Below are 21826 nucleotides of genomic sequence, written 5' to 3'. Positions count from 1 at the left end.
ATTAATTTTATAAAACAACAGTGTTCTCGACACTATATTAAAACAAAAAAGCCTTCCATAAAAAGGAAGGCTTTAATTTTATTTTAGAATAAACACACTCCCTTTTTATCCCCGTGAACGAATCACAACGACACTAATAGAAATGATATTTACTATAATGTTTTTCATATGTCTTTCAAATATCTTAATTCTTAAATTAAGAACCTATGAAAATTCTAAATATTTACTTTAAATTATAATTTAAACACGAGGTAAATCAATTCCTGTTTTAAGAGGTAAATTAGATTCTCCCATTAAATACGTATCTACATGATAAGCTGCTTGTCTACCTTCTGAAATTGCCCATACAATTAAAGATTGTCCACGACGCATATCTCCCGCAACAAAAACTCCTGGCACATTAGACATATAATCCTTAGTATCTGCCTTAATATTAGTTCTAAAATCCATTTCTAAACCTAACTGCTCTGGAAGTGTCTTTTCAGATCCTGTAAAACCTAAAGCCAATAAAGCTAAATCGCAATCCCAAGTTTTTTCAGTACCCGGAAGCTCTTTTAATTGCGGACGTTCTCCTTCTTTAAAAACCCACTCCACCTCGGTTGTTACTAATCCTTTTAAATTTCCGTTTTCATCACCTAAAAATTCTTTGGTTGAAATACTAAAAAAACGCTCTACTCCTTCTTTATGAGAAGAACTTGTTCGCAGTTTCATAGGCCAATACGGCCAAGGCTGATTTGCTGGTCTTCCTACTGATGGTTTATCTAAAATTTCAAAATTAGTAACCGATTTTGCTCCATGACGATTAGAGGTCCCAATACAATCAGATCCTGTATCTCCACCTCCAATAACAATAACATGTTTATCTGTAGCTAAAATCTCTTTTTCAAATTCTTTAGTTCCGCTTACACGCTTGTTATTCTGCTTTAGAAAATCCATAGCCTGAACAACCCCATTTAATTCTGCTCCTGGAATTGGCATACCACGTCTTACGGTTGCACCCCCACATAACACCACTGCATCAAAATCTGCTTTAAGCTTATCTGCATCTACATTTACCCCAACATGTGCATTAGTTTTAAAGATAATCCCTTCTTCTTCTAGAACAGCTACACGACGATCTATAATTTGTTTTTCCAATTTAAAATCTGGAATACCGTAGCGCATTAAACCACCAACTTTATCGTCTCTTTCAAAAAGTGTCACTAAATGTCCCGCACGATTTAATTGCTGTGCAGCAGCCAGACCTGAAGGACCACCACCAATAACCGCTACCGTTTTACCAGTACGTTGTTTTGGCGGATTAGCCACAATCCAACCTTCTTTAAAGGCTGTTTCTACTATGTTTTTTTCAATATTCTCAATTGTTACAGGATCTTCGTTAATCCCTAACACACATGCTTCTTCGCAAGGTGCTGGACAAAGTCTTCCTGTAAACTCTGGAAAATTATTTGTAGAATGTAAAATAGCTGCTGCTTCTTTCCACTTTCCTTTATATACTTTATCGTTAAAATCTGGAATTAAATTACCAAGCGGACAACCACTGTGACAAAATGGAATTCCACAATCCATACAACGCGCACCTTGATTTTTTATATGCGATTCAGATAATGGAATTGTAAATTCTTTGTAGTCTTTTATACGCTCTTCTACAGGTTCGTAACCTTCAATTTCGCGTTTATATTCTAAAAATCCTGTTATTTTTCCCATAATATCTATTGCGTTACAAGGTTTTCTTGTTCTAATTTTATTAAAGCTTGCTTATATTCTTCTGGTAACACCTTAACAAACTTAGGCAAGTATGTTTCCCATTCTTCTAAAATACGTTGTGCCAACGGACTTAAAGTTGCATTATAATGATTTTCAATCAATGTTTTTAACGTTAGTATATCTTCCTCTAAAACCACTGGATCTAAGTTCAGTGCTTCGGAATTACAATGTCCTTTAAATGTGTTTTTTTCATCTAAAACAAAAGCGATACCACCACTCATACCTGCTCCAAAGTTTCTCCCAACCTGGCCAAGCACTACAGCAACACCACCTGTCATATACTCACAACCATGATCTCCAATACCTTCTACAACAGCTTGAGCTCCTGAATTTCTTACACAAAAGCGTTCTCCTGCTTTACCATTAATATAAACTTCTCCAGAAGTTGCACCATACAGAGTTACGTTTCCTGTAATTACATTCTCTTCAGGAACAATAGTTGCTTTTTCAGGAACTTTAATAATTACCTTAGCTCCTGATAACCCTTTACCTAAATAATCGTTTGTATTTCCGTTAACAATCATTGTTAAGCCTTTAGTTGCAAAAGCTCCAAAACTTTGTCCCGCAGATCCTGTAAAATTCAAGTTAAGCGTATTTTCTGGTAAGCCTTGCGCCCCATAAATTTTAGATATTTCGTTACTAACTACTGCACCAACGGCACGATCGACGTTTGTAATTTGAAAATCTAAATATGTTTTTTCCTTACGGAATAATGCTGGATGGGCTTTATTAATAATCTCGAAGTCTAAATGACTTTCTAAATGATGTTCTTGTTTTTCTGTATTATATAATTTTACATAAGGCTCTGTTTTTACTCTATGTAAAATTGGAGTTAAATCGATACCTGAAGCTTTATAATGTTCAATAGCCTGATTACGATCTAATTTTTGAGATTGTCCAACCATTTCGTTAATAGTTCTAAATCCTAATTGTGCCATAATTTCACGTAATTCTTGAGCAACAAAATACATGTAGTTAACAACATGCTCAGGTTTCCCTTTGAATTTTTTACGTAATTCCGGATTTTGAGTTGCAATACCCACTGGACATGTATTTAAATGACATACACGCATCATGATACAACCAGAAGCTACTAATGGTGCCGTTGCGAAACCAAATTCTTCAGCCCCTAACAAACAAGCGATAGCAACATCTCTACCCGTTTTTAATTGTCCGTCACATTCTAAAACAATACGATTTCTTAAATCATTCATTACTAAAGTTTGTTGCGCTTCAGCAATTCCTAACTCCCAAGGTAATCCACAATGTTTTAAAGATGTTAAAGGAGAAGCTCCTGTACCTCCATCAAATCCTGAAACTAAGATAACATCTGCTTTTGCTTTTGCAACACCAGCTGCTACTGTTCCTACTCCAACTTCTGATACTAATTTTACGTTAATACGCGCTTCTCTGTTAGCCGATTTTAAATCGTAAATTAATTGAGATAAATCTTCAATTGAATAAATATCGTGATGTGGTGGTGGTGAAATTAATCCCACATAAGGTGTAGAGTTACGTGTTTTTGCAATTGAAGGATTCACTTTTGGCCCAGGCAACTGTCCACCTTCTCCAGGTTTCGCACCTTGCGCCATTTTAATCTGAATCTCTTTTGCACTTGTTAAGTAATTAGAAGTTACTCCAAAACGCCCGGAAGCCACTTGCTTAATAGCACTGTTTTTCCAGTCTCCATCAGGATCCTTATAAAAACGTTCTTGATCTTCCCCACCTTCACCTGAATTACTTTTTCCACCAATACGGTTCATTGCAATGGCTAAATTCTCGTGTGCTTCTTTACTAATAGATCCGTAAGACATCGCTCCCGTTTTAAAACGTTTTACGATTTCGGTCCAAGGCTCTACCTCTTCTATTGAAATGGGATCGTAGTTTGTAAATTCAAACAATCCACGAATTGTCATTAGATCTTTCGATTGATTATTTACAAGTTCTGAATACTCTTTATAAGTAGACTTTTTATTAGTACGAACAGATTCTTGTAATTTTGCAATGGTTAACGGATTAAATAAATGCTTTTCTCCGCTACGTCTCCACCTATATTGTCCACCAATTTCTAAATCTAAATTAGCATTGATTTCTCTGACTTTATAGGCGCATTGATGACGAAGAGAAATTTCTTTTTCTATTTCATTTAAACCAATACCCTGAATACGTGTTGCCGTTGTTGGGAAATACTTTTCTACAACTTTGGTATTAATACCAATACATTCGAAAAGTTGAGACCCACGATAAGAATTTAAAGTAGAAATTCCAATCTTATTCATGACCTTTAAAATCCCTTTTCCTACAGCTATATTATAATTTGCAATTGCTTCTTCAAAATCTAAACTAGTAAGATCTTGATCTTTTAATTGTTTTTCAACAATCTCATTAACCATATAAGGGTTAATTGCACTTGCTCCATAACCAAATAATAATGCAAAATGATGAACTTCACGAGGTTCTGCAGACTCTATAATTAAACTAATTTGAGAACGTTTTCCTCTTTTATATAATGCATGATTAACATAGGAACATGCTAATAATGCCGGAATTGGCGCCTTAACTTTATTTACATTTCTATCTGAAAGGATAATAATATTAGTTCCAGAATCTATCGCTTTTTCAGCTGTATTAACAATCTCCTCTAAACGATCTTCAAGACCATTAACCCCTTTAGAGACATCGTATAAAATTGAAATTGATGTTACTTGGTAATCTGGACTTTTATCATGATGCTTAATTTTATCTAAATCTTGCTTAGAAATTACAGGATTCTGAATTTTCAACTTACGACAGTGATATTCATTAATTTCAAAAATATTAGTATCACTTCCTAAAGTTAAACTAATGTCTGTAATTAATTCTTCACGAATACCATCTAACGGCGGATTCGTTACTTGTGCAAATAACTGCTTAAAATAATTGTATATTAATTGAGGACGCTCAGACAATACAGCAATTGGAGTATCGCTACCCATAGAACCAATTGGTTCTTTTCCTGCTTGAGCCATCGGTTTAATAATGGTATTTAAATCTTCTTGGGTATATCCAAAAACACTTTGTCTTATACCTAAATCTTCTTCTTCAAAAACAACAGGATCTGTACTATAAGGAATATCTTTTAAGTGAATTAGGTTTTTATCTAACCACTTTCTATATGGATGCTTATTCGCAATCGCTTCTTTAATTTCTTCATCGTTAATAATACGACCTTCGTCCATATTAACTAAAAACATTTTCCCTGGCTCTAATCGACCGTGGAATTTAATATTCTCTGGCTCAATCTCTACAACTCCTGTTTCTGAAGACATGATTACAAAATCATCTTTTGTAACTGTATATCTAGACGGACGTAAACCATTTCTATCTAACACGGCTCCAATATAACTTCCATCTGTAAACGGAATAGATGCAGGCCCATCCCAAGGCTCCATTAAACATGAATTAAATTCGTAAAATGCTTTTTTAGCATCAGACATATTTACATTTTTCTCCCATGCTTCAGGAACTAACATCATCATTACTTCTGGCAAAGAACGCCCTGTCATTAATAACAACTCAACAACCATGTCCATAGAAGCTGAATCTGACTTACCTTTTAGTATAGTAGGAATAATACGTTTAATATCATCTCCAAACCAATCACTCTCCATGATTTCTTCACGAGAAAACATTCGAGATACATTTCCTCTTAATGTATTAATTTCACCATTGTGACACATGTAACGAAATGGCTGAGCTAAATCCCATGTTGGAAACGTGTTGGTTGAAAAACGTTGATGCACTAGTGCTAGCTTTGCATCCAATAAAGGATTTAATAAATCTAAATAATACTCTTTAATATCTTCAGGCATTAACAACCCTTTATATATTATAGTTTTAGTTGATAAACTAGGGAAATAAAAGAATGAAGATTCAGATAATTTTGAATTATATACTGCGTGTTCAGCAATCTTTCGTGCTGAGAATAATTTTAAATTAAACTCAAAATCTGTTTGCTCAGGATTATTTTTTCCAATAAAAACTTGTTGAATAAAAGGCTCACTAGCTGCTGCTATTTTACCTATTACGTTATTATTAACTGGAGCAGTACGCCAACCTATTAATTTAAGCCCTTGTTCAGCAATACATTTTTCGAACGTATTTACACAAAATTCGCGTTGATTTTGCCTTTTAGGCAAGAACATATTACTCACGGCATACTCCCCTCGAGCAGGCAAATCAAAATCACAATATTTTACAAAAAAATCATGGGGAATATCTATTAAAATCCCAGCTCCATCCCCTGTTTTACCATCTGAACTCACAGCACCTCTATGCTCCAATTTCACTAGTATTTCTAGTGCTTTATGGATAATATCATTAGACCTACTTCCTGTTAAACTACAAATAAATCCAGCCCCACAATTGTCGTGTTCAAATTCTGGCAAATACAGCCCTTGTTTCTTCAACATAATCATTAATTGTTTAGTTATTTTTTGCTACTAGCAAGTACTAATATAACAGTATACTTTTTACTGTAATAATTGTAATTAAATTTTTATGACATTATAGGTATACTTTAATATTCATTTTCTTATTACAATTATTTAGGGTTGTAATTTACGAATTCACTACCATTTTCAAAACAATAAAATGCAACAAATTTAATAATAAACAAAAGTCTTCTTAACACTAAGGTGATTTGAGTGCATTTAATTCATAAAATTTAACAATTATTTCAAATTTCCCCAAAAAGACCATTCGAAAAAATACTCATTTTTGAATATTTATTTAAAATACCCTCATTTTTTAAGGGGTAAAACTGATTAAATGATAAAAATACACCTTACCCCCCTATTTTTTAGTAGGTTTAAAAAACTTTTTACATAGATTTGATTTGTTATTAACAAAACAAACCACATCAAAACATGAAAAAAATTTTTACCCTTGCACTATTATTTGCAACAATTAGCATTTATGCTCAGGACACAATCGTTACAGAAGAAAGCACACCTAAATTCACCATCAGCGGTAGCGTTGATGCATATTATCAAACTTATTTCACAGCACCTGACGATGAAGGTCAATATTTCGGAACAGCTTTTGCCAAAAAATCTGGATTTGCTTTAGGAATGGGAAACCTTATTGTTTCTTATGAAGGCGCAAAAACAGGAGCTGTACTTGATCTAGTAGTTGGACCAAGAGGAGAAGAAGCAACTTTTAATAGCGACATCGTAAACGGTATAGTTAATCAGGCATACGTTTACTGGAATGTCTCTGACAAAACAACATTAACTTTTGGTAGATGGAATACCTTTTTAGGTTACGAAGTTATTGCACCGGCTGCAAACTTTAACTACAGTACATCTTACTTGTTTTCAAGCGGACCATTTTCACACATGGGACTGAAAGCAGACTTTGCTTTAACAGATGATTTTAGCTTAATGTTAGCAGTAACAAACCCTTGGGATACAAATGACACTTCTTTAAGCGGAGAATACGCTTTTGGAGCTCAATTAGGCTATAAAGGACAATACCTTAACTTATACTACGACAGCGGAAACAATGATGGTTTAGGTTTTGAAATAGACTATACCGGAGGTTTCGATTTAACAGATTCTTTTTACTTAGGAATCAATGCTGCTTATAACGACAACGATGGATCTGGATTTTATGGCGCAGCATTTTATCCTCAATATGCAGCTACCGATTCTTTTAGCCTAGGTCTAAGAGGTGAATATTACGGAAAATATTATGACGGAAATGACATAGATGATGAAGATGTATTAGCCTTTACGCTTACAGGAAGCTATACTGTTGAAAGCTTAATTATTAAGCCAGAATTTAGAATAGACTCTTGGTCTGAAGAAAAATACCTAGACAACGATGGTATGGGTACAGATAATTTAGCAGCCTTTACAATAGCTGCTATTTACGTATTCTAAGTAAAAATATAAAAGGACGAATTGACCACGTCTTAATTTTCACTAACTCAACTAACCCTAATAATTATATTTATGATGCTATTTTTAAACACACTCCCTGCAGTACAAGAAGCAGCTGATGTTGCCGCTGCTGTTAAAGACGACATGGGAATGCTATGGATGCTTATCTCGGGTATTCTAGTGTTCTTTATGCAAGCAGGATTTTTTCTTGTTGAATCTGGAATGACAGATTCAAAAAACGCAGTAAACATTGCCATGAAAAACTTCTTGGACATTGCTGTAGGTACTTTAGCCTTTTGGTTTATAGGATATTCTTTAATGTACGGCGCAGATATTTCTGGTGGAGGATTTTTTCACTGGGGAGGACTTATATTCTCTCAAGGTCCAGCCGACTTATTTTTTCAAACAGTATTTGCCGCAACAGCTGCAACTATAGTCTCTGGAGCAATAGCTGGACGTACAAAATACACTACATATGCTATTTTTAGTATCGTACTAACCGCTTTTATCTACCCTATTGCTGGTGGATGGGAATGGAATGGTGGATGGTTAAATGCAGAATGGATGCCAGCAGAATTTATTGACTTTGCAGGTTCTTCTATTGTTCACTCTGTTGGTGGATGGGCTGCTTTAGTTGCCGCTTGGATGGTAGGTCCTAGAATAGGAAAATATATTAATGGAAAACCGGTTGAAATTCACGGTCACAACCAAATGTACGCAACCTTAGGAGTATTCATTCTATGGTTAGGATGGTTTGGTTTTAACGGTGGATCTCAATTAGCTTGGGGAGGTGACGATTCTGTTGCTGCATCTCAAGTTATTCTAGTAACCAATTTAGCTGCTGCTGCTGGTGCTTGCAGTGCTTTATTATTTACTTGGTTTAAAGACGGAAAACCAAATTTAGCGATGACATTAAACGGAGCACTTGCTGGTCTTGTTAGTATAACTGCTGGTTGTGGTAACATTACCGAAGGCGGATCCGTATTAACGGGTTTAATAGGAGGTATCCTTGTCGTATTATCTATAGGCTTTGTTGAAAAGAAATTAAAAATCGATGATGTTGTAGGAGCCATATCGGTTCACGGTGTTGCAGGTGTATGGGGAACCTTAGTTATTGGACTATGGGGAGTAGACGGAGATACTGGTATTGGATTATTCAATGGTGGCGGATTTGCTCAATTAGCAGCTCAAGCAATAGGTGTAATTGCATATGCTTTCTGGGCTATTGTATTATCTTATTTATTCCTTACCATTATTAAAAAATCATGTGGAGGTTTAAGAGTTACCGAAGAAGAAGAAATCGCAGGTCTTGATATTTCTGAACACGGTTCTATCGCTTACCACGGAAAAAGAGTTAGAGAATTTGAATAAAATGAACTAATCTTTATAAGTTATAAATCTAGACAAAAGATGCCATGTACCAACATGGCATCTTTTTAACGTAATAAATATTCTGTATAAATCAAATAAATTATTATAAATTGAAATTAACTAAAATGATAAACCACAAATAATTATGAAGAAAATAGAAGCAATTATTAGAAAATCTAAATTTTCTGAAGTAAAAACATCACTTCATGCAATTGGTGTTAATTTTTTCTCTTACTGGGACGTAACAGGACTTGGAAATGAAAAAACCGGACACGTATATCGCGGTGTTAGTTATAGCACTAGCGATATTCAACGCAGATATCTTTCCATAGTCGTAAATGATGATTTTGAAGAAATCACCATCAAAACACTTATAGCAGCAGCAAGAACCGGAGATGTTGGGGACGGAAAAATATTCGTATCAGACGTTAAAGAATGCTATAGAATCAGAACTGGCGAAAAAGGAGGAGAAACACTAAAATAAACACTAAAAAATTTAAATATGGAATTATTAACAATCAACAATGTATGGATGATGATCTGTACAGCACTTGTTTTCTTCATGCACCTTGGCTTTGCATTTTTAGAAATAGGTTTAACTAGACAAAAAAATACATTAAACATACTTTTTAAAAACATCTTCATTGTTACAATAGGACTTTTACTCTACTGCTTAGTAGGATTCAACTTAATGTATCCTGGAGAATTTAATGGGTTTTTCGGATTCGCAGGATTCGGACTAGACTCACCACTAACCGCAGATGGCGCATTAGACTTAGCATATAATGAAGGGTACACCTATTGGACAGATTTCTTATTCCAAGGTATGTTCGCTGCAACTGCAGCAACAATTGTATCTGGAGCTGTTGCTGAACGTATGAAAATTGTACCGTTCATGATCTTCGCTATTATATATGTCGGAATTATTTACCCTATAGCCGGTTCTTGGAAATGGGGTGGTGGATTCTTAGATCAATTAGGATTCTACGACTTTGCAGGTTCTACCTTAGTACACTCTGTTGGAGGCTGGGCTGCTGTTGTTGCTGTTTGCCTATTAGGCCCACGTATTGGGAAATTTAAAGACGGAAAACCACAAGCTATCCCAGGACACAATATCCCTTTAGCAACTGCAGGTGTATTAATTCTATGGTTAGGATGGTTCGGATTTAATGGAGGTTCTGTATTATCTGCAGACCCAGAATTAACGTCATTAACACTAGTTACAACATGTTTAGCCGCTGCAGCTGGAGGCGTTGTTTGTATGTTAGTATCTACCGCCATGTACAAAAACTTAGATTTAACCATGTTTTTAAATGGTATACTAGGCGGATTAGTTGGTATTACTGCTGGAGCAGACCAAATGAGCCCTACAGATGCCATCCTTATTGGATCTATAGCAGGAGCATTAATCGTGTTTGCCGTAAGTTTTATTGATAAAGTAAAATTAGACGACCCTGTTGGAGCAATTGCTGTTCACTTAATTTGTGGAATTTGGGGGACTTTAGCTGTAGGTATATTTGGTAATTTAGCAGGTGTAGATCAATTTGTAAGTCAATTAACAGGTGTAGCTTGTTATGCTGCTTTTTGTATTATAACATCATTCATCATTATTTTTGCACTGAAAAAGACAATGGGTATTCGTGTTTCTGAAAGAGAAGAATTAGAGGGTCTTGATGCACATGAACATGGTATGGATGCATATCCTGATTTTAGATTAAATGAACATTAAAATACTTACGTTTTAACACATAAATTAAAGCCTTTAGAATATATCTCTAAAGGCTTTTTAATTTTTAGACTTAATTAACAGCCCGTTTTTTTGATTTCTTAATAATATACGTACTTTTGCCACATAATAACGAGGAAAGATTTGACTGATTGCAACCTCACTAAAAAATGCTAAAGGACAGTGCATACTTCCTGAGACGTTTTCGTCAAATCCCCTCCATATTTAATAATTATAAATTAGATTATGGCATATTTATTTACCTCGGAGAGTGTATCCGAAGGACACCCAGACAAAGTTGCTGACCAAATTAGCGACGCATTAGTAGACAATTTCTTGGCCTTCGACCCTAATTCTAAAGTTGCTTGCGAAACTTTAGTTACCACCGGGCAGGTTGTTTTAGCCGGAGAAGTAAAGTCTAAAACCTATTTAGATGTTCAAAAAATTGCAAGAGACACTATTAATAAAATTGGTTACACCAAAAGCGAATACATGTTCGACGGAAATTCTTGTGGCGTGTTTTCTGCAATCCACGAGCAGTCAGACGACATTAGCAGAGGTGTAGACAAAGAAACAAGAGAACAGCAAGGCGCAGGAGACCAAGGAATGATGTTTGGTTACGCAACAAGCGAAACCGAAAACTACATGCCTTTGGCTTTAGATTTATCTCATACCCTTTTAAAAGAACTAGCAGAGTTAAGACGCGAAAACAAAGACATCACGTATTTACGTCCAGATTCCAAAAGTCAAGTAACTATAGAATATAGCGACGACAATGTACCTCAACGTATTGATGCTATAGTAATTTCTACACAACACGATGATTTTGGAACAGACGAAGTAATGCTCGCTAAAATTCGTGAGGATATTATTAAAATCTTAATACCACGTGTAATTGCAAAATTACCTGAGCATATTCAAAATTTATTTAGCGACGATATTAAATATCATATAAACCCAACAGGGAAGTTCGTTATCGGAGGACCTCATGGAGATACAGGTTTAACAGGGCGAAAAATTATTGTTGACACATACGGAGGTAAAGGTGCTCATGGTGGAGGAGCGTTCTCTGGAAAAGACCCTAGTAAAGTAGACCGTAGCGCAGCTTATGCAACAAGACACATCGCTAAAAACTTAGTTGCAGCTGGTGTTTGCGAGGAAGTTTTAGTACAAGTTTCATACGCTATTGGTGTTGTAGAACCTATGGGTATTTATATTAATACATACGGAACATGTCCTTTTAACATGACTGATGGAGAAATCGCTAAGAAAGTATCAAACATTTTCAAGATGAGTCCTTCAGAAATAGAAGATCGTTTAAAACTACGTCAACCTATGTATAGCGAAACTGCTGCTTACGGGCACATGGGAAGACAACCTGAAACTGTTACCAAAACATTTACACAACCAAATGGAGAAGCTACAACCCTAGATGTAGAATTATTTACTTGGGAAAAATTAGATTACGTAGATCTTGTTAAAGCTGCTTTTAACTTGTAATAAAGATTTAATCATTATATAAAGCCATCTTCTTCATTGAGGGTGGCTTTTTTTATTATTTTTAATCAAGGTATTAAGAACTCCATAAATTTCTTTAAACCTATTCAATTATGAAAAAAATATTTTTTATCCTAACCTGCATTGCTCTTACATTTTACAGCTGTAACAACGACGACGATATTATAGATTGCTTCACTCCCCCCACTTCATTTACATTCGAATTAGTTGACAAAACAACAGGTGAAAACCTATTTACAAATGGAACATATAACGCTAATGACATATCCTTAACAAACACCTTAGATAAGAATTCTAACGCTGAATTTACCTTTATAGACGAAGACAACTATAACATTATTGAAATTAACTCCATTGGTTGGAAAACTGAAATTGTAAATTTTGAATTAAAAATTGAAGACGAAATCATTTTCAATCTTTATGTAGATGCCGAACGTAAGTCTGAAAACCATTGCAGTTTCACAACTTATAATGAGATTGAAATACAAGATACAGAATACACTTTAGACAATAAATTTGACTTTTATACAATTCTTATTCCCTAAAGAAAGTATAGACATAAAAAAAGCAAGCTTTATAGCTTGCTTTTTTGTGGGGAGAGTAGGATTCGAACCTACGAAGACGTAGTCAGCAGATTTACAGTCTGCCCTCGTTGGCCGCTTGAGTATCTCCCCAAAACCGGTGGCAAATATATCACTTTTTTTAAAGTTTCAAACAAAAAATTATATTTTTTTATCTCTACAATTTTTACACACTGTAAATGAGCAATTAAGCCTCTAAAAAAAATATACTTACCCCAATCCAATCACTATTATAGGGAATATACAGCTCTTAATGTTACATATCTTGGTTGAATAAAGTAGTCTGTAGCGCTTACAGAAATATCACTTGTACTACTTTGGCTTTGAGATTCTGTATCTAATAAGTTGGTTGCTTTCAATTCAAATTCCCACTTACTATCTGCATCTTTTCTATATGCTAAAGATGCATTCCAGAATTCATAGCTATTAATACTTCCATCTTCATCACTAAAATTATTGTAGTTATAATCTGTTTTAAAGGTTAACACTTTCCAGATTAACACATTAAATTCTACATTAGGAGAAGAGGTATAATACTTAGTTCTTGTATCTCCCTGATCGTTATCCTGAATACTGTAATTGTATCCGATCTCGAAATTTGGAGCATCTCTAAAATTAGAACTTAACTCTACCCCATAATTTTGAGTGTAATTTTCGTTAACAGATCTTACACTCTGAATAAATTGATTAAATTTTGAATAGTTAAACGATCCACTTGCAGAAGCTTTAAACTTGCCCACTTGCTTTTGAAAACGTCCGCTAGCCGATACCGTTTCGTCTGCATAAGCAGAATTGAATGGTGAATTAGTACGTATTACACTTTCAAAATTTGTTATATTTCTAATGTTATCTATACTTTTATTATAATTAACATTAGCAAACACATTAGTATAATTAAATAAATTGAAACTAGAATATCTTAAACGTACGGCATGAGAAATGGCATTATCTAAACCTTCATTCCCATAAAAGAACGAGTTATAATCATTCATAACCAAACCTTTTGCCAATTGGGTAACATCTGTAAATTGAGTTTCCATACCATAACTTAACGATAATTGCTCACTCTTTTTAAGTTGAAGACGCACATCTAAATCTGGAAGTATTTTAAAGAAATTGTCTTTATATTTCTCATTGAATTGAACATTATCACTAGCATAACTATGTATTGTAGCTCCAGGAGTAACTGTAAAGATCCCAGTTTTTAACGTATAATGCATACCCACATAAACATCTGAAAACGTATAATCTATATTATTCACACCTAAACCATCATTAATTGTTGGCGTTGGATTAAAGGCTGATCCATCATCTAATACTTGAAAAATATTTGAATTAAAAGTTTGTTTACTATAAATGGTTCCTAAAGTAAAATTTAAATTACTCTTAGCATTTAACACATTGTAGTAATCTACCTTAGCATCTACCTGATTAGATTTTACACGTTTATCTTGATTCACGTTATAATCAATTTGGAGGTTATCTAATCCTAATCCAGCAGCTGCATCTTCGTATTCACTTTTCTCTTCAATTATGGCATTGTAAAACGGATCTTCGTCTTGCCATAAATGCTGAGCTTCGAAAGCAAAAATATGTTTATCGCTTAACGTGTAATAGTAATTTAAATTTTGATTAATACTAAACGGGCTAGACGATTCATTTTGAACTGTATTACCTATTACAGAAGACACCTCTATCTGATCTTGATTTTCTTTAGAAATTCGACCAATAACATCGTAATCTAATTGATTGTTAACATTTGGCTGATATCCAACACTAAGTTTCAACATTCCTAAATCACTACTTTGCTTGGTTTTACTTTGAGTAATTTCGTCTGGCACACCTAGATCTGTGTTAGTATATACAATACTATTGTTTTCTTGCATTCCAATTCTGTTACTTGCAAAAATTCCGAAACCACTAAAAGTCAAAGTCTCTTTTGGCGAATAACTAAAGTTTGCCGCACCAAATTTGGTATTTATATCTTGAGCTCTGTTATTTTGAAGTGATGCAAACCCCAGACTATTTGTCCCTAAATCGATATTGGTTCCACTACTTCTACTTGGGGCCTTAAAACCTCCTGTAAAATTGAAATAATCTCGTCTTGAAAAAGCAATCTCTCCTATATTATTTAAATCTCCAATTAAGTTTATACTATATTTAGGACTGTAATAAAATAATTTTGGCTGAAGTAAATACAAATTATCGTCGTCTGCAATTCCACCACCACCGGTAATATCTCCAAACCAGAAATTCTTTTTACCTTCTTTTAATTTAATGTTTATGGCTACATTATCCTGATTATTTGTTACCGTTCTTAATTGTCCTATTTCGGCAAAATTCTTTAACACCTCAATCTTATCAATAGCACTAGAAGGGATGTTTTCTGTTGCCAATTTAGAATCGCCATCAAAGAAATCTTTTCCATCCACCATTACCTTACTCACTACATTACCTTCAACCTCTATCTCACCATCATCATTAATTTCTACACCTGGTAATTTTTTAAGCACATCTTCTAGTTTCCGTTCTGTTCCATTTTTAAAAGAATCTGCATTATATACAATGGTATCTCCCTTTATTGTAACAGGCATTTCATAAATCAATTCAACTTCATCTAACATATTATCGCTACTTAGAGTAAATGTTTTATAGACATTTTTATCTGTAGTTTCTATCGCAATTTGTTCTGTTTTCATCCCAATATAACTCACCTGAACATTATATTTAGAGTTTTTAGAAACAGCTAATTTATATTTACCGTCTTGGTCTGTAATCCCGTAAGATTCTAACGCTTGGCTTTCTGTGTTAATTGCAATAACATTGGCTAGCTCTAATGGGCTACCCACACTATCCTTTACAACTCCTTCTAACTTTAATTGCCCAAAACTTATATTAAAAGCTAAAAGCAAAAGAATAATTAATCCTTTTTTCATTTTTTATAATTGAATTTTATGTAAAACAACACCTATAATTATCTTCTACCTCCACCACCTGGGCCACGTCCACTAAACGATTCACGTAATTCTGCCATTTTCTTAGTCGCAATTTCGGTATACTCTTCTTGTGTTACGACTTTACCTTTGGTAGGTATTTTAATTTCTGTATCGTCTTTTGCATTCAATACAATTTTAGAACATAGTATAGTTGTTTTATCTGTGCTTACTTCCAAAATTAAACCTGGTAATCCCCAATAATCATCAGGTCCTTGATTCACTGGAATTTGAGGCGTATACCAAGCTGTTACCGTAACTTCTCTAGGTGCTACATTTTCCTCTTCTTTAGATTTATCTTCTTCTTCACCTCTTTTTGGACCTCTAAAACTAGTAATATCCGTTCCGCTAACTAATTTTACAGCTGTAGCTTTAAAGCAAGTATATTGACCAATTTGTTTAGATTCGTTCTGCATTTTCCAAACTAATTTTGGAAGACTGTCTTTAATAAGAAATTGTTTTCCAAAAAACTCTTGATCTACAATAACCTGATTTGTTTTAATGTTTTTATACTTAGGTCCAGCAGAAAGATCTCCGGGACCTCTAAACCCTCTACCTCCAGAAGACGAAGGAGCTGCTAATTTTTCTTCTTCTTTATAAATAGATTCAGAACGGTTAAACGATAAAATATATGTTTTCTCAAACAGAGACTTCATACGCTCTTCAATTCGTTTTTTCTGCTCATCACTCATTTGCCTTCCTCCAAAATCTGGCATCTCTGCTGTAGTTTTAGATTCGTAATATGCTTTTCCTTGAAAATCTGCCTGTGCAAAAGTAGAGCATGAAAATGCGGTGAATAAACACACCAAAAATATTTTAAATAGTTGTGATTTCATATGTATAATTAATTAATCAGGGTTAATCTGTTTTTATAAGACTCTTCTTTTTAGAATTCGTTTAATGATAACCAAAACTTTTTATTAAGAAATGTATATTAACTTGCAGATTTTAAAGTATTCATTAAAATAATCGGTCGATTTTTGTACTTTTCGACTATGAAATTCATATGTTATATCCTCTTGTTTTCGACGTTATTTACACATGGTCAAAACACCATTCAAGTATCTATAAAACAAACCTCACCACTTCTTGTTTCTTCTTTTATTGATACAGATGCCTTTGAAACAAATTATTATATAAACCATAACGAGTTCTCTAAACAAACAGCGACACAAACACTACACTACTCCAACCTACAGTTAGGAACCATTAGTAGCGCAAACACTTTTAATCCATTACGATTAAATCTTTTTTACAAAAATTTTAATACTGTAATGATTTTAGACAACCGTTTATCTGAAATTTATAAATTAGATTTTAATACCATTACGCCTTATAGAAGTGTCTCGCAAATATCGACAGGTTACGATTCGACAATTTGGATTTTTAACGACAACACCTTACAATTAGAACTTTTCGATTATAAAACGAATGGATTAAGAGCTGCCTCAACACCTATTAATTCTGAAGTTCTTGATATTGTTAGCAATTATAATTGGTGTTGGTTACTTACCAAAGATTTTATTTATCAATTTAACTATGTAGGATCTTTAGTTAAAAAAATTAAAAATGAAGGATTTACAAAACTTGATGAAAGTGGCGAAAATCTAGTACTTCAAAAAGAAAATGAATTATTCTATTTAAAAAAGGGCACTACAAGCTTTGTTAAACTAAACTTACCCGATTTATTGATAAAACAGTTTTTGCTTACGAATCAAACCTTGTATATTTACGACTTGAAAAATCTGAATCAATTCCATTTAATAACACCTTAAGCTATGCATGTTGCAATTGCCGGAAATATTGGCGCTGGAAAAACCACGCTAACCAAATTACTTGCTAAACATTTTAAATGGGAAGCCCAATTAGAAGACGTTGTAGATAACCCTTATTTAGACGATTTCTATAACCAAATGGAACGATGGAGTTTTAACTTACAGGTTTATTTTTTAAACAGTCGTTTTAGACAAGTACTTCAAATTAGAGAAAGCGGAAAAGATATTGTTCAAGACCGTACTATTTATGAAGATGCTCACATTTTTGCCCCGAACTTACACGCAATGGGCTTAATGACGAATCGTGATTTTGAGAATTACCGTTCTCTTTTTGATTTAATGGAATCTGTAGTCCAAGGACCAGACTTATTAATTTATTTAAGAAGTTCTATTCCTAATTTAGTAGGACAAATCCAGAAACGCGGTCGCGATTACGAAAATTCAATTAGTATTGATTATTTAAGCAGATTAAATGAACGTTACGAAGCGTGGATACACGGATATAATAAAGGAAAACTTTTAATTATTGATGTAGACAATTTAGATTTTGTAGATAATCCAGAAGATTTAGGATACATTATTAATAGAATTGATGCCGAAATAAATGGTTTATTCTAATATCCTTTTATTTTATAAAGCCGCTTAATCGCGCATGGTTTATAGCTTCTTTACTAGATTTAACTAATAATGCAGGAGTTGTTTTATACGTATCGAAAAGCCCTTTTACACGTATCATTTTTTGTTTATGCCCTACACATCTTAAATAGATAGCTAAAATACGATTGGGGAATAGCTCGGCAATTTCAATATAGATATCCGCATCATGTTCCCCACTATCGCCTATAAGTATAAAAGATAATTTAGGATACATATTTAAAATATTAATAATTTCCATCTGCTTCTGCGGCTTTTCATTCCCTTTCTTTTTCTTGAAAATTGTATTCATACTTCGCAATAGAATAGGACCTTTAGGAAAATTATTAGTTTTCAGAAAAAACTTTAGATAACGGTATAAATTCCAAGGACTATGGCTTACATAAAAAATAGGATTAGCTTCTTCTCCTGTAACACCGCGATGTAGCATATTATAAAATTCTGCTGCACCTTCTAGAGGTATTCTTTTAAAGGCTCCTTTAAAGAAAGTATTAACTAATACGCGCCATTTTAAAATAGAAGCAACACCTGTAAGCATTATGGTATCGTCTATATCGCTAATCACCCCAAAAGAAGCTGTTTTTGATGGAATTAAAACTTGAGCAGGAAATCTGTTTGAATTGGTTATTTTACGCTTAATATTTACATCGCTATAAGAAGCAACAACTTGTAACCAACCTTCCTTATTGGTAAGTTTATCTAAATTATCTAAAACTTCTTCAGATTTAAAATACCCATGCGCATCTGTTTTTACTTTTACAACAGTATTATCTGGTAAACGTAAATCTAATTCTACATTTTTTACTTCATCACTTTCAAAACGTTTATACGTATTTATTAAAAGTTTGAATAATCCTTTTTGTTCCAAATCGATGGTTTCATCCTCCAAAGCACGACCACGTAAATAAAAACGTGAATTCGTACCATAACTCTGAAATGCAATAATTTGTAAAGGATCTTTTTTTAGCATATTAAATTTGAAAAAACATAATGTAAAAATACCTGATTATTACCAAAAATATAGTCTTTAAGCCACTAAAAAACCGTCTAAAAATAAAATTTTAGACGGTTTTTTATATATACTGAGCTAAAAAGCTAAATTATCTATTTGTGAATAAACTGATTTACATCTGTTCCTTCATAAGTTATGGTTTGAACCACTTTTTTACCATCAACAATTTTTACAGTAGTAACTTCTGCTATTTTATCGCCAGCTTCATTAGTACTGATTTCAACCTCTTCTTGAACTTCCTGAACCAATTCTGTTTGATTGTTGTGTAATGCAGCTTCGTTATAACTTGTAAGACTATCTACACTTAAAGCAATACTTGGTGCAATTACTAAAGCGACTACCGACATTAATTTTAATAATATATTTAAAGAAGGACCTGAAGTATCTTTAAACGGATCTCCAACAGTATCACCTACAACAGCGGCTTTATGTGCATCGGTACCTTTTTTACCTTGTTCCTCTATAGTTTTCTTAGCATTATCCCAAGCACCACCTGCGTTAGATTGGAAAATAGCCATTAAAACACCACAAGTAGTAACTCCTGCAAGAAGCCCTCCAAGCATTTCTGCACCACCAATAAAACCAACAGCAACAGGCACAGCGATAGCTAATAACCCAGGTAAAACCATTTCTTTAATAGATGCTTTAGTAGAAATATCAATACATTTTCCGTAATCTGCAACACCATCAGCTTCATCAAAAATTGCGCGATCTTCTACTGATGCTTTACTCATATCAGAATCATATTTACGCATTACAACTAATGCAGCTTTTAATTCTGGAATATCTCTAAATTGACGACGAACCTCTTCAATCATTGCCATAGCAGCACGACCAACAGCATTCATAGATAACGCAGAGAATACAAATGGTAACATACCTCCAACTAAAAGTCCAGCCATAATATCTGGTCGAGACACGTCTATAGCAGTTACATTAGCCGTTTTCATAAAGGCTGCGAAAAGTGCCAAAGCAGTTAAAGCTGCAGAAGCAATTGCAAATCCTTTTCCAACTGCTGCAGTTGTATTACCAACAGCATCTAATTTATCTGTACGATCACGTACTTCACTAGGTAATTCTGCCATTTCAGCAATACCACCTGCATTATCACAAATTGGCCCATAAGCATCAACTGCCAACTGAATTCCTGTATTTGCTAACATCCCAACAGCTGCAATTGCAATACCATATAATCCTGCGTAATAATGAGAAATCATAATTGCTGCGGCAATTAATAAAATAGGAATCATTGTAGACATCATACCAACACCTAATCCAGCAATAATATTTGTAGCGGCACCAGTATCAGATTGTTTTACAATAGACATTACAGGTTTTTTACCTGTAGCCGTATAATATTCTGTAATTTTACCAACACCTAAACCAGCGATTAAACCAGCAACTGTTGCCATAAAAACACCCCATGAACCGAAAGGTAAACCTGCTACAGTTTCAGGAATTAATATTTTAATTATAAAATAAGAAGCGACAACCATTAATCCAGCAGAACCAAATTCTCCGATATTTAATGCTGTCTGAGGGTTTCCTCCATCTTTAACTTTAACAAAGAATGTTCCTAATATAGACATTACAATTCCAACAGCTCCTAGTACTAAAGGTAAATAAACAGCTCCTAAACCATCAAATTCGGGTGTAAGAATAAAAGCCCCTAGTACCATAGTACCAATTATAGAACCGACATACGATTCGAATAAATCTGCTCCCATACCAGCGACATCTCCAACATTGTCTCCAACATTATCTGCAATAGTCGCAGGGTTTAAAGGGTGATCTTCTGGAATACCTGCTTCAACTTTACCAACTAAATCGGCACCTACATCTGCTGCTTTAGTATAAATACCTCCACCAACACGCGCAAATAAGGCAATGGATGATGCTCCTAAAGAGAAACCTGAAAGTACGTTTAATACCATCGCTAAGTTTTCTGCACCAGGCCATATGTTTTGGTAAATCATAAACAAACCACTTAACCCTAAAATACCTAGACCTACAACTCCTAAGCCCATTACGGCTCCACCTGCGAAAGCAACTTCTAGTGCTTTTCCTAAAGATGTTCTTGCTGCCTGAGTAGTTCTAACATTTGCTTTTGTTGCGACTTTCATACCAATAAATCCTGCTAAAGCAGAACAAATAGCACCAACAATAAAAGAAATAGCTACCATTCCGCTAGATCCTACTTCTGAAACACCTTTAAAATATAATAAAGTAGCTACAGCAGCCACAAAAATTGCTAACACCTTGTATTCTGCTTTTAAAAAAGCCATTGCGCCAGTAGCAATATTTTTAGCGATACGTGACATTTTTTCGTCTCCAACGTCTTGTTTAGACACCCATCCACTCTTGAGAAAGACGAAGACTAATGCGAGAATACCAAAAAGAGGCAAAAATTTTATTAAATATTCCATATTACAACTATAATTTATAAAAGTTATTAATTTACATAGCCATAAAATTACCACAATATAAAATACAAAAAAACCACAT

General features: G+C 34.0%; 14 protein-coding genes and 1 tRNA gene. 8 read left to right on the top strand and 7 right to left on the bottom strand.

What is annotated here, in order from left to right; translation table 11 throughout:
* Positions 1 to 240 precede the first annotated feature (240 nt).
* Together Q1B05_RS02275 and gltB are read right to left on the bottom strand one after the other, a co-directional pair.
* Positions 241 to 1707, bottom strand: coding sequence for a glutamate synthase subunit beta (locus Q1B05_RS02275; RefSeq protein WP_299777107.1), 1467 nt, complete (start codon positions 1705 to 1707; stop codon positions 241 to 243).
* Between the two features lie 5 nt (positions 1708 to 1712).
* Complete coding sequence (gltB, locus tag Q1B05_RS02270; RefSeq protein WP_299777105.1) at positions 1713 to 6218, bottom strand: glutamate synthase large subunit; 4506 nt, start codon at positions 6216 to 6218, stop codon at positions 1713 to 1715.
* Positions 6219 to 6674: 456 nt separating this feature from the next.
* Here gltB and Q1B05_RS02265 point away from each other — a divergent pair, with 456 nt between their 5' ends.
* From Q1B05_RS02265 to Q1B05_RS02240, 6 genes are all read left to right on the top strand, one after another.
* The gene (locus Q1B05_RS02265) at positions 6675 to 7691 is read left to right on the top strand and encodes an outer membrane beta-barrel protein (RefSeq protein WP_299777103.1); all 1017 of its coding nucleotides are present in this window, start codon (positions 6675 to 6677) and stop codon (positions 7689 to 7691) included.
* Between the two features lie 72 nt (positions 7692 to 7763).
* Positions 7764 to 9062, top strand: a complete 1299-nt coding sequence (locus tag Q1B05_RS02260) for an ammonium transporter (RefSeq protein WP_299777100.1) — start codon at positions 7764 to 7766, stop codon at positions 9060 to 9062.
* Between the two features lie 145 nt (positions 9063 to 9207).
* Positions 9208 to 9546 carry a P-II family nitrogen regulator gene (locus Q1B05_RS02255; RefSeq protein WP_299777098.1) on the top strand — a complete coding sequence of 113 codons (339 nt, stop codon included), beginning with the start codon at positions 9208 to 9210 and terminating at the stop codon, positions 9544 to 9546.
* Between the two features lie 18 nt (positions 9547 to 9564).
* Complete coding sequence (amt, locus tag Q1B05_RS02250; RefSeq protein WP_299777096.1) at positions 9565 to 10791, top strand: ammonium transporter; 1227 nt, start codon at positions 9565 to 9567, stop codon at positions 10789 to 10791.
* Between the two features lie 243 nt (positions 10792 to 11034).
* Entirely contained in the window at positions 11035 to 12288 is a 1254-nt protein-coding gene (metK, locus tag Q1B05_RS02245) for a methionine adenosyltransferase (protein ID WP_299777094.1), read from the top strand.
* A gap of 110 nt (positions 12289 to 12398) precedes the next feature.
* Positions 12399 to 12851: a hypothetical protein gene (locus Q1B05_RS02240; protein ID WP_299777092.1), complete on the top strand. Its 453-nt coding sequence runs from the start codon at positions 12399 to 12401 to the stop codon at positions 12849 to 12851.
* Positions 12852 to 12898: 47 nt separating this feature from the next.
* On the opposite strand, the gene Q1B05_RS02235 is transcribed toward Q1B05_RS02240, so the two are convergent.
* The 3 genes from Q1B05_RS02235 to Q1B05_RS02225 all read right to left on the bottom strand — a co-directional run bounded on the left by Q1B05_RS02235 (position 12899) and on the right by Q1B05_RS02225 (position 16716).
* Positions 12899 to 12980: transfer RNA gene (locus Q1B05_RS02235), tRNA-Tyr, on the bottom strand.
* A gap of 137 nt (positions 12981 to 13117) precedes the next feature.
* On the bottom strand, positions 13118 to 15823 hold the full coding sequence (locus tag Q1B05_RS02230; protein WP_299777090.1) for an outer membrane beta-barrel protein: 2706 nt from the start codon (positions 15821 to 15823) through the stop codon (positions 13118 to 13120).
* Positions 15824 to 15861: 38 nt separating this feature from the next.
* Positions 15862 to 16716, bottom strand: coding sequence for a GLPGLI family protein (locus Q1B05_RS02225; protein ID WP_299777088.1), 855 nt, complete (start codon positions 16714 to 16716; stop codon positions 15862 to 15864).
* Positions 16717 to 16875: 159 nt separating this feature from the next.
* Between Q1B05_RS02225 and Q1B05_RS02220 the strand changes: the two genes are divergently transcribed.
* Both Q1B05_RS02220 and Q1B05_RS02215 read left to right on the top strand, forming a co-directional pair.
* Positions 16876 to 17655 carry a hypothetical protein gene (locus tag Q1B05_RS02220; RefSeq protein WP_299777087.1) on the top strand — a complete coding sequence of 260 codons (780 nt, stop codon included), beginning with the start codon at positions 16876 to 16878 and terminating at the stop codon, positions 17653 to 17655.
* A 3-nt stretch (positions 17656 to 17658) separates the two neighbouring features.
* The gene (locus Q1B05_RS02215) at positions 17659 to 18273 is read left to right on the top strand and encodes a deoxynucleoside kinase (protein WP_299777085.1); all 615 of its coding nucleotides are present in this window, start codon (positions 17659 to 17661) and stop codon (positions 18271 to 18273) included.
* A 7-nt stretch (positions 18274 to 18280) separates the two neighbouring features.
* Here Q1B05_RS02215 and Q1B05_RS02210 read toward each other — a convergent pair whose 3' ends face one another.
* Positions 18281 to 19279, bottom strand: coding sequence for an App1 family protein (locus tag Q1B05_RS02210; RefSeq protein ID WP_299777083.1), 999 nt, complete (start codon positions 19277 to 19279; stop codon positions 18281 to 18283).
* A gap of 134 nt (positions 19280 to 19413) precedes the next feature.
* Positions 19414 to 21747, bottom strand: coding sequence for a sodium-translocating pyrophosphatase (locus Q1B05_RS02205; RefSeq protein WP_299777081.1), 2334 nt, complete (start codon positions 21745 to 21747; stop codon positions 19414 to 19416).
* Between the last annotated feature and the right edge of the window lie 79 nt (positions 21748 to 21826).

The organism is uncultured Formosa sp. (genome assembly GCF_947500765.1).
In the GTDB taxonomy this organism is placed as follows: Bacteria; Bacteroidota; Bacteroidia; order Flavobacteriales; family Flavobacteriaceae; genus Formosa.
The sequence above is the reverse complement of the archived record's forward strand: the minus strand, read 5'-3'. Positions and strand labels throughout refer to the sequence as shown.